Below are 13,789 nucleotides of genomic sequence, written 5' to 3'. Positions count from 1 at the left end.
CCTCGGCGAGACCCTGAAAGCGCGGGATTCGGGCGTGTGCCGGAGATGATGCGGGCCGCCCCCACGCTGACCACCGGGCCGGAGGACCTCGGCCGCCGGATGACCGACGAGCGGGCGGCCGAGCCGGCCGAGGAGACCGGCGCGGACGCCGGCGATCCGCTGCCGCGCGTGGTCGCCTGGCACGACGGCTGTCTCCTCACCTTCCGCTGCCAGTGCCCGCGGGGCCGGACGACGGCGAGGACGAGGCCGCGCTGGGAGCGATGGCCGCACTGGACGCGCTGGACGCGCACGGCCACCCGGACGAGATCCTGCAGATCGCGGTGACCGACATGCGCCAGATCGAGATCCGCCGGAAGGGCCGCGGCGCGTAGCCGTCAGGCGATGTCCTCCTCGTACAGGTCGTACGGCTCCTGGCCGAGGGCCTCGGCGAGGCGCTTGCCGGCGAACGGGATGACCTCGTCGACCGTGATCCGCCGGCCGGTCTCGGCCGACAGCGACGTGACTCCGGCGTCGTCGCCGGTGATGCGGGTGTACCAGCTCAGGTCGTTGACGCAGTTGAGCGCGAAGCCGTGCATGGTGACCCCGCCGGAGACCCGGATGCCGATCGTGCCGAGCCTGCGGTCGGGCAGCCCGTGCGCGGGGTCGCCGGGCACCCACACCCCGCCGGCGCCCTCGACCCGGCGCGCGGTCAGCCCGAAGTCGGCGCAGACCTGGATCAGGACCTCCTCCAGCGCCCGGACGTAGGTGACCACGTCGCCGATGCGGATGATGGGGTAGCAGACGAGCTGACCCGGGCCATGCCAGGTGATCTTTCCGCCCCGGTCGACGTCGATCACCGGCGTGCCGTCGACCGGCCGCTCGTGCGGCAGCGTCCGCTTGCCCGCCGTGTAGACGGGGGCGTGCTCCAGCATGAGGCACAGGTCGGAGATCTCGTCGGCCGCCCGCCGGGCGTGCAGCCGCCGCTGCAGGGTCCAGGCCTGCTCGTACGGAACGTCGACACCCAGGCGGACGATGGCCACGCCCTTCACGTTCCCATCGCCCTTCACGTTCACAGCGTAGAGGTGAGCAGCCGGGGCTCGATACGCAGCTCCTTGACACCGGGCCCGTCCCGCTCGATCCGGTAGGCGTACCCCTCGGGGTCGATGGTCACGGCCTGGATGAACTCCGTGCCCACGTAGTGCAGCGCCACGCCCTCGTCGGCGGCGTATCCCTCGGGCAGCTCGCCCGACGCGACCGACTCGTGCAGCAGCGCCCGCCGCTGGGGGTCGGAGTTGTAGTGGACGCCGCAGGAGTAGGGGAGCAGGCCGAGACCCTCGGCCCAGGGCCGCAGCGCCGGCCCGAACGAGTCGGTGTTGCCACCGATGTGCCAGCACAGCGCCCCGGCGCTCTGGCCGGACAGCACGATCCCCGCCCGCCACGCCTCGGCGAACGCCTCGTCCAGGCCGTGCAGCCGCCACAGCGCGGCGAGGTTGGCGACGCTGCCGCCGCTCACGTAGATGGCGTCCTGCTCCAGGATCCACTCGCGGGGGTCCTCGACGTTGGGCATCGGGAAGACCGTCAGATGGCTCACCTCGACGTCCCAGCGGGCGAACGCGCCGTACATCTTGAGCAGCCAGTCGGCGTCGTCGCCGGTGGCGGTGGCCAGCAGGCCGAGCTTGGGCCGGTCCTGCCCGGTCAGATCGAGGGCGTAGCGCAGCAGCGCGGTCGGCTCGATGAAGCCGTACCGTTCGGTCTGCCGGAACGACCCGCCCCCGATGGCGACGATGTGCGACTGCCCGATGCGGCTCATGCCCACCACTCCCGTTCCCGGATCCAATGACTCTTCAGAGTACGGCGGCCAGCGCCTCGCCGACGGTGGGATGGGCGAACCGGTGGCCCGCGTCGAGCAGCCGCCGGGGGAGCACCCGCTGCCCGGCGAGCAGGGCCTCCTCCGCGAACTCCCCGAGCGCCAGGCGCAGCGCGAACCGCGGGGCGGGGACCGGCATCGTCGGGCGCCGCAGCGCCTTCGCCAGGGCGGCCGTGTACTCGGCGTTGGTCACCGGTCCGGGGGCCGTGAGGTTCACCGGACCGGCCAGGTCGTGCGCGAGCAGGAAGCGGACCGCGTCCACCCAGTCGGGCAGCGAGATCCACGAGACGTACTGCCTGCCGCTGCCGAGCACCGCCCCCGCGCCCATCTTGAAGATCGGGAGCATCCGGGCGAGCGCACCGCCCCGGCCGCTGAGCACGACACCCGAGCGCAGCGGCGTCACCCGTACGCCCGCCTCCCCGGCGGGCGCGGTTGCGGCCTCCCAGTCGCGCACCAGCTCGGCCAGGAAGCCCCTGCCCGGCGGCGCGGACTCGTCCACCTCGCGATCACCGGTGTCGCCGTAGAAGCCGATCGCGGAGGACGACAGCAGCACCCGGGGCCCGCCCTCGGCGCGGGCCAGCGCCTCGGCGAGGGTGCGCGTGCCGCTGACGCGGCTGTCCACCAGCTCCCGCTTGTACGCCTCGGACCACCGGCGGTCGCCGAGCCCGGCGCCGGCCAGGTGGACGACGGCGTCCGCGCCCTCCAGCGCCCCCGGATCGAGCACGCCGTTCGCCGGGTCCCAGAAGCGCTCGTCCGGCCTGGCGGGAGTGCGGCGCACCAGGCGGCGCACCTCGTGCCCGTCGGCGCGCAGCGCGTCGACCAGGGCCGTTCCGAGCAGTCCCGAGGAGCCCGTCACCACTGTCGTCATCGTGTCCACGTACAGATCACTACCCCAGCGCGGGATCGTTCGCGCCGCGGGGGGAGACCCGGGACGGCCGGAGACGGCGAGGGCCGCCCCGCGAAACGCGGGACGGCCCCGATGCGTCCGGGCGTACGGCTTTCGCCGCATCCCGGGCGTACGGCTACGCCAGGCCGAGCTGGGCCTCGAAGCGGCCCTCCTCGAGACGGTGCTTGACCGTCGTGAGGAAGCGGGCCGCGTCGGCGCCGTCGACCAGGCGGTGGTCGTAGCTGAGCGCGAGGTACACCATCGAGCGGACCGCGATGACCTCGCCCTCCGGGGTGTCCACGACGACCGGGCGCTTGACGACCGCGCCGGTGCCCAGCATGCCGACCTGCGGCTGGTTGAGGATCGGCGTGTCGAACAGCGCGCCCCGGCTGCCGGTGTTGGTCAGCGTGAACGTGCCGCCGGTGATCTCGTCCGGGCTCACCTTGTTGGTGCGGGTGCGCTCGGCCAGGTCGGCGATCTTACGGGCGAGCCCGGCGATGTTGAGGTCGCCCGCGTTCTTGATCACCGGGACGAGCAGGCCGCGCTCGGTGTCGGTCGCGAAGCCCAGGTGCTCGACGTCGAAGTAGGTGACCTCGTTGGTCTCGCTGTTGATCGTGGCGTTCAGCTTCGGGTGCTGCTTGAGCGCCTCGACCGCCGCCTGGGCGAAGAACGGCATGAACGACAGCTTCACGCCCTCACGGCGCAGGAACTCGCCCTTGGCCCGGTCGCGCAGGCGGGCGATGCGGGTGACGTCGACCTCGACCACGGTGGTGAGCTGGGCCGAGACCTGCAGCGACTCGACCATGCGCTTGGCGATGGTCTGCCGCAGGCGCGACATCTTCTCCGTGCGGCCGCGCAGCGTGGTGTCGGCCTTCACCTCGGGCGCCGGGGCGGAGGCGGCGGCCGGGGCGGCGGGCGCCTGGGCGGGCGCCGCCTGCGGAGCCGCCGGAGCGGCGGCAGCGGCGGCGGCCTGCTCGCGCTGGACGCGGGCGGCCTCGATCACGTCCTGCTTGCGGATCCGGCCGCCGACGCCGGTGCCGGTCAACGAGTCGAGGTCGACGCCGTGCTCGGCGGCGAGCTTGCGGACCAGCGGCGTGACGTACGGGCTCTCACCGGACGACGGCAGCGGGGTCGGCTCGCTCGGCTGCGCGGCCTGGGCGGGCGCCTGCGGCTGCGGGGCCGGAGCCTGCTGAGCCGGAGCCTGCGGGGCCGGGGCGGGCGCGGGCGCCGGCTGCGGCGTCACCACGGCGGGCGCGGGCTGCGGGATCGACGAGATCGGCGCAGCGGGCTGGGCGGGAGCGGGCTCGGGCGCCGCCGCCTGCGAGGGGGCCGGAGCGGGCTCCGGCTCCGGCTCGGGCTGCGGAGCGGGGGCCGGAGCCGCGGGCTCGGCGGCGGCCGGAGCGGCGCCCGCCTCGGAGTCGATCAGGGCCAGCTCGGCGCCGACCTCGACCGTCTCGTCCTCGGCCACGATGATCTTGGTCAGGTAGCCCGCGGACGGCGAAGGGATCTCGGTGTCGACCTTGTCGGTCGACACCTCGAGGAGCGGCTCGTCGGCCTCGACGCGGTCGCCTTCCTTCTTCAGCCAGCGGGTGACGGTGCCCTCGGTAACGCTCTCGCCGAGCTGGGGCATGGTTACGGAGACCGGCATGGTGTGTCTTCTCTCGCGTTCGCTAGGAGGGCTTCAGTTGTGGACGTGCAGCGGCTTGCCGGCCAGGGCCAGCATCGCCTCGCCGAGGGCCTCGGACTGGGTCGGGTGCGGGTGGATCAGTTGGGCGACGTCGGTGGCCGTGGCCTCCCAGTTGAAGATCAGCTGGGCCTCGGCGATCAGCTCGCCCACCCGGCTGCCCACCATGTGGACGCCGAGCACCCGGCCGTCGCGCTCGGCGACGACCTTGACCTCGCCCTGAGTCTGCAGGATCTTGCTCCTGCCGTTGCCCGCGAGGTTGTAGTTCAGCTCGACGACGTCGTGACCGCGCTCGCGGGCGACCGACGTGGCGATGCCCACCGACGCGACCTCGGGCTCGGAGTAGGTGATGCGCGGCACGCCGTCGTAGTCGATCGGCACCGGGTTGAGCCCGGCGATGTGCTCGGCGACCAGGATGCCCTCGGCGAAGCCGACGTGGGCGAGCTGCAGGGTGGGGATGAGATCGCCCACGGCGTAGACGCCCGGCACGCTGGTCTGGCAGAACTCGTTGACGAGCACGTAGCCGCGCTCCATCGCGACGCCGTTCTCCTCGTAGCCGAGACCGGCCGAGACCGGGCCGCGGCCGACGGCGACGAGCATGATCTCGGCATCGAGGGTCTTGCCGTTCTCCAGGGAGACGACGACCCCGGTGTCGGTGGTCTTGACGCTCTCGAACCTGGCGCCCAGCTCGTACTTGATCCCGCGGCGGCGGAAGGCGCGCTCCAGGAGCTTGGAGCTGGACTCGTCCTCCAGCGGCAGCAGGTGCGGCAGCGCCTCGACGATCGTGACCTCGGCGCCGAACGAGCGCCACACGCTGGCGAACTCGACGCCGATGACGCCGCCGCCCAGGATGACGACCGAGGACGGGACCCGGTCGAGGACCAGCGCGTGGTCGCTGCTGATCACCTTCTCGCCGTCGATGTCCAGGCCGGGCAGCGACTTCGGCACCGAGCCGGTCGCCAGCACGACGTTGCGGCCCTCGTACACCTGGTCGCCGACCACGACGCGGTTGGGGCCGGCCAGGCGGCCCTCGCCCTCCACCACGGTGATCTTCTTGCTCTTGATGAGCCCGGCCAGGCCCTTGTAGAGGCCGCCGATCACCTTGTCCTTGTACGCGTGGACGCCGGGGACGTCGATGCCCTCCAGGCGGGTGCGGACGCCGAACGACTCGCCCTCGCGGGCCTGGTCCGCCAGCTCGGCCGCGTGCAGCAGCGCCTTGGTGGGGATGCAGCCGCGGTGCAGGCAGGTGCCTCCGACCTTGTCCTTCTCGATGAGGACGACGTTCATGCCGAGCTCGGCCGCCCGCAGGGCACAGGCGTATCCACCGCTACCGCCACCTAGGACGACGATGTCGTAGGGGCCGCTGCCATCAGCCACTGGAATGCTCCTTGGTCGTATTCACACCGCCGGAAGGACCCGGCAGCATCTTTTCACTTGTCCCGGAAGATCGTGGCCCCGGCCCGGGGCCCGTCGCGGGCGCGCCGCGACGAGGCCGTCCCAGGGGCCGTCTTCCTGTTTAAACAGCCTGCGCGGACGTGCCGTTCCCCGCGTAGCGCTCGGCGACCGCGACGAGCGTGCGGGTCATCGCGCCGGTGCCGCCCTTGGGGGTGTAGCCGTGCGGCTCGCCCTTGTTGAACGCCGGGCCGGCCATGTCGATGTGCGCCCACCGGACGCCCTCGGGCACGAACTCGCGCAGGAAGATGCCCGCGGCGAGCATGCTGCCCCACCGCTCGGGCTGGAGGTTGGCGATGTCGGCGACCGCGGAGTCGAGTCCCCTGCGCAGCTCGGCGGGCAGCGGCATGCCCCAGGCGCCCTCGCCCTGCTCGCCGGCGATGCGGACGACCTCCTCGCGGAGGGCGTCGTCGTTGGCCATGACGCCGGCCGTACGCCAGCCGAGCGCGACGATCTGGGCGCCGGTCAGGGTGGCGACGTCGATGATCACGTCGGGTTCGTCCTGGGCGGCGCGGGCGATGCCGTCGATCAGCACCAGGCGGCCCTCGGCGTCGGTGTCGAGCACCTCGACCGTCCTGCCGCTGTAGGTGTGCAGGACGTCGGAGGGGCGCTGGGCGCTTCCCGAGGGCATGTTCTCGGCCAGGCAGAGATAGCCGACCGCGTTGACGCGCAGGCCCAGCCGGGCGATCGCGACGAGCGCGCCGAACACGGCTCCCGCGCCGCCCATGTCGGACTTCATCCAGTCCATGGAGGCGGAGGGCTTGAGCGACAGGCCGCCGGAGTCGAACGTGATGCCCTTGCCGACGAAGGCGACCTTGCGGGTGGCCTCGGGGTGGCTGTAGGCGACGCGGACCAGGCGCGGCGGATTGACCGAGCCCTGGCCGACGCCGACGATCCCGCCGTAGCCGTCCTCCTTGAGCCTGACCTCGTCGAGGACCTCCACCGAGAGGCCGGCCTTGCCGCCGGTCTCCTGGGCGATCTCGGCGAAGCGCGCGGGCCACAGGTCGGACGGAGGCGTGTTCACCAGGTCGCGGACGAGGGCGACGGAGTCGGCGAGCGCCGTCGCGTGCGCGGCGGCCTCCTCGGCCCCGGCGGCACCGGACAGGACGGTCAGCTCGCCGACCGGAGCCTTGCGGTCGCCGCCGGTGCGGTACCGCGTGAAGTCGTAGGCTCCCAGCAGACCGCCCAGCGCGACGGCCTCCGCCTCATCGGCCGTGCGGGCGGGCAGGGCGAGCGCCGCGGACGCCGTCCCGGCGAGGGAGCGGACGGCCGCTCCGGCCGCGCGGCGCAGGAATTCCAGGTCGTAGCCGTCCTCGGGCGCGTCGCCGAGGCCCACGGCGACGGCGACGGGCGCCGGCAGCGCCCCGAGGGTCGGGATCTTGACGACTTCCTCGGCCTTGCCGGTGAACCCCATCGTGGTGAGGATCTCGGCCAGTCGTCCGTCCAGGGCCTGGTCGAGGCCTTCGCCGCCCGGGGCCGGGCGTGGACCTTCCGGGGTCGTGTGGACGCCGATTATGAGAGCTCCGGTCTCGATGGAGGCCGCGTCAGATGCGTTTATGCGCACTGTGGTCACGTGAGCCGATGCTAGCTGGGCTTACTCGGCTACGCATAAACGAGGGTTCATCCTACCTATCAGTACGTCGAATGGTGCCAATGGAACTAGCACCATCCCGGCAGATACGGTAGATGGTGCTAATGTGACTAGCACCATGTTGCTCACGCTTGATCTCAACGATCCGCGGCCCCTGCACGAACAGGTGGCCGCCGCCGTCAGGCGCGCGATCGGGGCCGGGGACATCGCCCCGGGCGACCGGCTGCCGCCGGCCCGCGACCTGGCCCACGCGCTGGGCGTCAACGCGAACACGGTGCTGCGCTCACTCCGCGATCTGCGCGACGAGGGCCTGCTGGAGTTCCGCCGCGGGCGCGGCGTGTCCGTGCTGCGCAGACCGGACGGCCGCGAGGCGCTCAGGGCGAGGGTGCGAGACCTGCTCGGCGAGGCCGCCGGATACGGCCTCACCGCGGACGACGTCGTCGCCCTCGTCAAGGACATCGGCAAAGACTTCGGCAAGGACCCCGGTAAGGACCCCGGTAAGGACCCCGGCAAGGAGACGGCATGACCGATCCGTACGACAGCTCTCCGAACGGCGTCCGCGCGCGACTGCTGGTCGCCATCGCGGCCTGGACCGTGCTGGTCGCCGCCGTGCTGGTGGCGGTGCCACTGGCGTTCGCGGACCGCCTCCCCGACCCGCTGGCCACCCACTGGGGGTCCTCGGAGGGGCCCGACGGCTCCATGTCGCCCACCGCCTTCATGCTCCTCCTGATCGGGATGTGGGCCGTCGTCGCGGGGATCGGCGCCGTCGCCGCGGCGCGGGGCCGTCACCTGGCCCGCCGCGTGACGCGCGCCTGGTTCTGCGCCGGGCTGGCCTGGGCGGGCGGATTCATGGTGACCACGCAGGCCGTCACGATCGCCGCCAACCTCGACCGCGGCCACTGGACCCGCGCGCAGGACGTGAGCTGGCAGGTCGCGGTGGTCCTCGTCGCGCCGATCGCGCTCGGGGCGCTGGGCTGGCTCGCCGGCCGGCCCGGCCCGGACGTGCCCGCCCCGTCGCCGGAGACCGGACGGCTGATCGATCTCGACCCGGGGAGGCGGCCGGTGTGGGTCTCCACCACCACCGCGCGCTGGGCGGGCTGGCTCGCGCTCGCGTCGCTCGCCGCCGCGGTGGTCGTCGCGGGCGTGGCCCTGTACGGCCTGTTTCCCGGCGGCTGGGGCGCGGTTCTGCCGCTCGCTCTGGCGGGCGTCATCGGCACGGTGCTGTCGTCGGTCTCGGTGCGGGTCGTCCCCGAGGCGCTGACCGTGTCGGTCGGTCCGCTGAGGTGGCCCTCGCGCAGGGTACGGCTCGAGCGCGTCGAGCGGGCGTGGGCGGAGGAGCGGTACCCCACCCAGGTGGGCGGATGGGGCTTGCGGGGACTCCCCGGACGCGCCACGATCATGATCCGCGGCGGCGAGTGCCTGGTCGTCCGGTACGTCTCCGGCGGCGAACTGGCGATCACGGTGGACGACGCCGCCACGGGCGCCGCTCTCGTCAACGCCCTCGTCGCCCGCCGGCACTCCTCCGCCGGTAGGTGAGGACGGTGATGCGGCGTCACGCCGATGTCCGGCTGTTCCTCCTCGTCGCGTTCGCGGCCTCGTGGCTGATCGCGCTGCCCGTCTGGCTGGGGGCCGCCCCGCTCGGCGCGGCCGCCTTCCGGATCCTCGGCATCCTGATCATGTTCACGCCCTCCCTCGGCGTACTGGCCGTGTGGCTCACCCGGCGGCGCGGCACGACGGCGCGGCAGTGGGCGCGGGCGACGGGGCTCACGTTCGGCCCGCGGCCGGGGAGGACCGCGGCGCTCCTGGTGGCGGCCCTGCTCGGCGTGCCGCTTCTCGTGGCCGTCGCCCTGCTGGTGAGCGCCGCAGTGGGCGTGGTGCGCCTCGACGTCGCCGGGCTGAGCCTCTACCGCGCGCAGCTGGCCGCGGTCCTCGACGAGGTGCCGCTGGACCCGCGGGTCCTGTACGCCGTCCAGTTCGCGCAGGCCGTGCTGATCGCCCCGATCCTCAACGCGATTCCCGCGCTCGGTGAGGAGTGGGGCTGGCGGGGCTGGCTGCTGCCGCGCCTGCTCGGCGACCCGGCGGTCTCGCCCGCACCTGCGGCGGTCTCGCCCGCACCTGCGGCGGTCTCGCCCGCACCGGGGGCGGGGAAGCCCGGCACTGTAGAAGCCGGCGCCGGAGAACCCGGCACCGTAGAGCCGGGCACGGGGGAGTGGCGGCCCGCCCGGGTGTGGCCCGCTCTGGTGCTGTCCGGCGTGATCTGGGGACTGTGGCACGCCCCGCTCACGCTCAAGGGGTACAACTACCCGGCGCTCGGCGCCTGGGCGGCGGTGCTGTTCGTCGGCTTCTGCGTCGTATTCGGGGCGCTGCTCGGCTGGGTGCGACTGCGCTCGCGCAGCGTGTGGCCCGCGGTCGCCGCGCACGCCTCGGTGAACGCCACGACGGGCCTGGCGCTGCTCCTCGGCGACGCGGCGGCCCCGCCGAACCCGGCGCTCGCCGGGATCAGCGGGATCGTCGGCTGGGTGCTGCTCGCGGCCGTCGTCCTCGTCGTCTACCGGCTGCGTCCCGTCGCCGTGCCGCGCTGACGCGCGCCTCCCCGGGCGTCCCCTGACGTGGCGGCAGCGGGCGTCACAGCAGCAGGACGGCGGCCAGCAGCGTCACCGTGGTGGCCGTCTCCACGAGGGCGCCGAGCACGTCGCCCGTGATCCCGCCCAGCCGCCGTACGGCCCGGCGGCGCAGCAGCGCGGCGGCCCCCAGCCCGGCGGCCATCGCCAGCAGCAGTCCGGCGGGCGCGAGCAGGTACGGGTCGACGGTCAGGTGGGACAGCAGTCCGGTGGGCCGCGGGCCGGCGTCGCTGATCGATCCGGCGTAGGAGCTCAGGCCGGAATAGTCGGCATAACGGCGGTCGAACCCGTCGGGGAACAGCGCGCCGAGGTCCAGGACGAACCGGGTCCCGTCGGCGGCCGGCACGCAGAAGGCCGGTGCGCCGATCGCCGCCACCAGGGCGAGCACCGCCACGACGACGGCCGACCCGAGAGCGGCCCCGATCGCGGCGCCCCGCCGTACGGTGCCGGCGACGAGCGCGCCGAGGCCGGTGGGCCGGGCCGGGGGCACGCCCTCGCGGCAGGCCCACGTGACGGCCAGCCTGCCGGTCACCACGGCCGCCACCAGCGCCACCCAGGCGACGGCGTCGCCCCGCGACAGCGCGGCCACCTGGACGAGCAGGGCGATCACGGCGGTGACGACCCCGAACGGGCCGATGTCGGAGCGCTTCATCACCTCCAGCGCGCCGTCGGACGGCTTGCCGCTGCCGAGACCGTCGGCCAGGTCCGCGAGTCCGTCGAGATGCAGGGCCCGCGTCAGCCACGCGAGCGCGCCCACCGCGAGGACGGCGCCGAGCAGCGGTGAGCCCGACAGCGAACCGGCGAAGACGAGCACCACCGCCCCGGCCAGGCCGAGGAGCACGCCGACGAAGGGCGCCAGCGCCATGGCGCGTCCCACCACGACGCGGCCGGCCTCCACCGGCCGTACGGGGAGGATCGTGAGCGTTCCGACCGCGAACCGCCAGGCCGCGCCGAAGCCGCTCATGCCACCCCCTCGCCTGGCGGCTCGGGTCGCGTCGTGCCGCAGGCGCGCGGGTGAACCAGCCGAAGCGCACTGTGCTTACTGATTCGCTGCTTACTGATTCGCTCGCTCCGCTCGCGCATATGAGGTTCGTCGGACACGAGCGCAAAGCGTAGTTCTCACGGGGGCAACGGGACGACCCGTCCGGCGATCACCAGGGCGACGTCCTCGGACTCCCGGGCGAGGCCCTGGTTGAGGCGGCCGAGCGCGTCGCGGAACAGCCGTCCGGCGGGGGTGGCCGGGATCACCCCGAGACCCACCTCGTCGCTCACCGCCACCACGCGGGCGCGGGTGCCGCGCCAGGCGGCCACCAGCGCGTCGCACCGCCGCGCCACCCGGTCGAGCGCCGAACGGCGGTCGTCCGCGGGCGTGCCGTCCGGCCAGGCGGCGCACTCGTCGAACACGGCCGCCAGCCAGGTGCCGATCCCGTCGACGAGGAACGTCCCCGATACGGCGGACAGGACGGCCACGAGATCGGTGGTCTCCACGGTGCGCCAGTGCGCGGGGCGCCGCTCCCGGTGGGCCCGTACGCGGGCGAGCCAGGCCGGGTCGTCGCCGCCGGAGGGCCCGGTGGCGACGTAGGTCACCTCGGGTTCGGCGGCCAGGCGGAGCTCGGCCTCCTCGGACTTGCCGGACCGCGACCCGCCCAGCAGCAGCGTCCGGCGTGGCAGCGCGCCACCTCGCCGCACGCCGAGCGCCGCCTCCGCGCTCGCCGTGCCGGCCGCGTTCGCCGTGCCGGCCGTGTCGACGACGGTCCCGTCGGGGACGGCCGTCGCGCCCCAGAAGCCGAGGCGGCGGGCCAGTTCGTCCTCGGTCGTGACCCGGTGGTCGAGACGCACCGCGATGATCCGCGTCGCGGGCGTGACCCGTCGGCGACGGCGCAGGTCGCCCAGCCGCTCCGGCCGGTCGGGCAGGTCCATCAGCACCACGTCGAAGGGCCCGTCCTCGTCTCTCGCTCCGGCGGACGGTCCCACGGCGCAGAGCAGGCGGCCGCCGTCCGGTCCGGTGAGCTCGCAGCCGTCGGCGGTGCGGCGGATCCGGTAGCCGTGGGGCGGGCGGCCGTCCGTGAGCCGTACGCGGCCGTCGACCACGACGGAAAAGGGGCGGCGGTGGCCGGGGGCGAGCCGGCCGCAGGACGCGCAGGGACAGCCGGGGGCGGGCCAGCCGTCCGGGCCGCCGGTTCCCTCCAGGCGGACCTCCATGCCGCTCCTCTCCAGCGTCTCGGGTCATCGGGCGGCCCCGACCCTAGCCGCGCCCCGGGGGGAGGTGGAGGCCGGGGCGGAGAGGATAGGGTCCGGCTGCACGGCCTTTGTGCCGTAGCGGTCCCGGCGCGGGGACGGCCAGGAGTCGAAGGAGCGGGTGCGGATGATTTGGCGGTGGCGTTACGAGGACGCGAACGGCGGCGAGGTCACGGACCGGCCGCTGCCGAGGGAGATCTTCTCCAGCCAGTCCGACGCGGAGTCGTGGCTGGGGGAGAGCTGGCGCGAGCTGCTGGAGGCCGGTGTCGAGCAGGTCACGCTCATGGAGGACGAGCGGGTCGAATACTCGGGGATGTCCCTGCGCGCCGCCGAGTGAGCCGGGCGGGGGCCGGGGACCGCGACGGGCGCGGTTCCGGCCCCCGCTACGACACCGCCCCGGTGGGACGGGAGCCGGATGTCAGGGACGCGCGGACGGGCTGACGGTCTTGGCCGGGTCGCGCTCGACGACCGTCCCGAGCACGTCGTCGATCTTCTCGAGCACCTCGGCGTCGAGCTTCACACCGGCCGCCTTGACGTTGTCGCGCACCTGCTCGGGCCTGGTGGCCCCGACGATGGCCGACGACACGTTCGGGTTCTGCAGCACCCACGCCACGGCGAGCTGGGCCATCGTCAGCCCGAGGTCGGCCGCGATCGGCTTGAGGTCCTGCACCCGGCGCAGCACCTCGTCGTCCATCAGGCGGCTGATGAAGCCCGAACCGCTGGGGTCGGTGGCGCGGGATCCGGCCGGCGGCGGCTGGCCGGGCAGGTACTTGCCGGTCAGCACGCCCTGCGCGATCGGGGAGAAGACGATCTGGCCCAGGCCCTCCTTCTCGCACAGCGGCACGACCTCGGCCTCGATGACCCGCCAGAGCATCGAGTACTGCGGCTGGTTGGACACCAGCCGGTCGAACCCCATCTCGTCGGCGATCTTCAACGCCCGGGCGATCTGGTCGGCCGTCCACTCGCTGACGCCGACGTACAGGACCTTGCCCTGACGCACGAGGTCGTCGAAGGCCCGCAGGGTCTCCTCCAGCGGCGTCTCGACGTCGAAGCGGTGCGCCTGGTAGAGGTCGACGTAGTCGGTCTGGAGCCTGCGGAGCGACCCGTTGACCGACTCCACGATGTGCTTGCGGGACAGTCCCCGGTCGTTCTTGCCCTCGCCCGTGGGCCAGTAGACCTTCGTGAAGATCTCCAGCGACTCGCGGCGCACGCCCTTGAGCGCGCGGCCGAGGACCTCCTCCGCCCTGGTCCCGGCGTAGACGTCGGCGGTGTCGAAGGTGGTGACACCCTCGTCGAGGGCCGCGCGGACGCACTCGACGGCGGCGTCCTCCTCCACCTGCGACCCATGGGTGATCCAGTTGCCGTAGCTGATCTCGCTGACCATGAGGCCACTGCGGCCAAGATGACGGTATTCCATGGTTCTGACCCTAGGTCATCCCGCCGGGACAGCCCTCTGGGGTGGTTCACGGTA

14 protein-coding genes are annotated in these 13,789 nt (G+C 73.6%); 5 read left to right on the top strand and 9 right to left on the bottom strand.

The window, feature by feature from the left end; translation table 11 throughout:
• The first annotated feature begins 212 nt into the window (after positions 1-212).
• A complete protein-coding gene (locus AAH991_RS11475) occupies positions 213-371 on the top strand; it encodes a hypothetical protein (protein WP_346225747.1) in 159 nt (52 codons plus the stop codon).
• Between the two features lie 3 nt (positions 372-374).
• Here the strand turns inward: AAH991_RS11475 and lipB are convergent, their stop codons facing one another.
• The 6 genes from lipB to AAH991_RS11445 form a co-directional block, all read right to left on the bottom strand.
• Complete coding sequence (lipB, locus tag AAH991_RS11470) at positions 375-1,046, bottom strand: lipoyl(octanoyl) transferase LipB (protein ID WP_346225746.1); 672 nt, start codon at positions 1,044-1,046, stop codon at positions 375-377.
• A 2-nt stretch (positions 1,047-1,048) separates the two neighbouring features.
• A complete protein-coding gene (locus AAH991_RS11465) occupies positions 1,049-1,789 on the bottom strand; it encodes a Type 1 glutamine amidotransferase-like domain-containing protein (protein WP_346225745.1) in 741 nt (246 codons plus the stop codon).
• A gap of 34 nt (positions 1,790-1,823) precedes the next feature.
• Positions 1,824-2,714 carry a TIGR01777 family oxidoreductase gene (locus AAH991_RS11460; RefSeq protein ID WP_346225744.1) on the bottom strand — a complete coding sequence of 297 codons (891 nt, stop codon included), beginning with the start codon at positions 2,712-2,714 and terminating at the stop codon, positions 1,824-1,826.
• 154 nt (positions 2,715-2,868) lie between these two features.
• On the bottom strand, positions 2,869-4,380 hold the full coding sequence (sucB, locus tag AAH991_RS11455; RefSeq protein ID WP_346225743.1) for a 2-oxoglutarate dehydrogenase, E2 component, dihydrolipoamide succinyltransferase: 1,512 nt from the start codon (positions 4,378-4,380) through the stop codon (positions 2,869-2,871).
• A 33-nt stretch (positions 4,381-4,413) separates the two neighbouring features.
• Positions 4,414-5,793 carry a dihydrolipoyl dehydrogenase gene (gene lpdA / locus AAH991_RS11450; protein WP_193202740.1) on the bottom strand — a complete coding sequence of 460 codons (1,380 nt, stop codon included), beginning with the start codon at positions 5,791-5,793 and terminating at the stop codon, positions 4,414-4,416.
• 139 nt (positions 5,794-5,932) lie between these two features.
• A complete protein-coding gene (locus AAH991_RS11445; RefSeq protein ID WP_346225742.1) occupies positions 5,933-7,441 on the bottom strand; it encodes a leucyl aminopeptidase in 1,509 nt (502 codons plus the stop codon).
• A 124-nt stretch (positions 7,442-7,565) separates the two neighbouring features.
• Here AAH991_RS11445 and AAH991_RS11440 point away from each other — a divergent pair, with 124 nt between their 5' ends.
• The 3 genes from AAH991_RS11440 to AAH991_RS11430 are packed head-to-tail and all read left to right on the top strand — an operon-like array spanning position 7,566 to position 10,041.
• Positions 7,566-7,985: a GntR family transcriptional regulator gene (locus tag AAH991_RS11440; RefSeq protein ID WP_346225741.1), complete on the top strand. Its 420-nt coding sequence runs from the start codon at positions 7,566-7,568 to the stop codon at positions 7,983-7,985.
• Complete coding sequence (locus tag AAH991_RS11435; protein WP_346225740.1) at positions 7,982-8,995, top strand: DUF1648 domain-containing protein; 1,014 nt, start codon at positions 7,982-7,984, stop codon at positions 8,993-8,995. The genes AAH991_RS11440 and AAH991_RS11435 overlap by 4 nt, the downstream gene beginning before the upstream one ends.
• 8 nt (positions 8,996-9,003) lie before the next feature.
• On the top strand, positions 9,004-10,041 hold the full coding sequence (locus tag AAH991_RS11430) for a CPBP family intramembrane glutamic endopeptidase (protein WP_346225871.1): 1,038 nt from the start codon (positions 9,004-9,006) through the stop codon (positions 10,039-10,041).
• 43 nt (positions 10,042-10,084) lie between these two features.
• On the opposite strand, the gene AAH991_RS11425 is transcribed toward AAH991_RS11430, so the two are convergent.
• Together AAH991_RS11425 and AAH991_RS11420 are read right to left on the bottom strand one after the other, a co-directional pair.
• Positions 10,085-11,044: an adenosylcobinamide-GDP ribazoletransferase gene (locus tag AAH991_RS11425; protein ID WP_346225739.1), complete on the bottom strand. Its 960-nt coding sequence runs from the start codon at positions 11,042-11,044 to the stop codon at positions 10,085-10,087.
• A gap of 155 nt (positions 11,045-11,199) precedes the next feature.
• Positions 11,200-12,282: a bifunctional adenosylcobinamide kinase/adenosylcobinamide-phosphate guanylyltransferase gene (locus AAH991_RS11420; protein WP_346225738.1), complete on the bottom strand. Its 1,083-nt coding sequence runs from the start codon at positions 12,280-12,282 to the stop codon at positions 11,200-11,202.
• Between the two features lie 163 nt (positions 12,283-12,445).
• On the opposite strand from AAH991_RS11420, the gene AAH991_RS11415 reads away from it, so the two are divergent.
• A complete protein-coding gene (locus tag AAH991_RS11415; RefSeq protein WP_346225737.1) occupies positions 12,446-12,655 on the top strand; it encodes a hypothetical protein in 210 nt (69 codons plus the stop codon).
• 81 nt (positions 12,656-12,736) lie between these two features.
• On the opposite strand, the gene AAH991_RS11410 is transcribed toward AAH991_RS11415, so the two are convergent.
• Entirely contained in the window at positions 12,737-13,735 is a 999-nt protein-coding gene (locus tag AAH991_RS11410) for an aldo/keto reductase family protein (RefSeq protein WP_346225736.1), read from the bottom strand.
• Positions 13,736-13,789: the final 54 nt, after the last annotated feature.

The sequence above is a fragment of the Microbispora sp. ZYX-F-249 genome (assembly GCF_039649665.1).
Classification (GTDB): Bacteria; Actinomycetota; Actinomycetes; order Streptosporangiales; family Streptosporangiaceae; genus Microbispora; species Microbispora maris.
The sequence above is the reverse complement of the archived record's forward strand: the minus strand, read 5'-3'. Positions and strand labels throughout refer to the sequence as shown.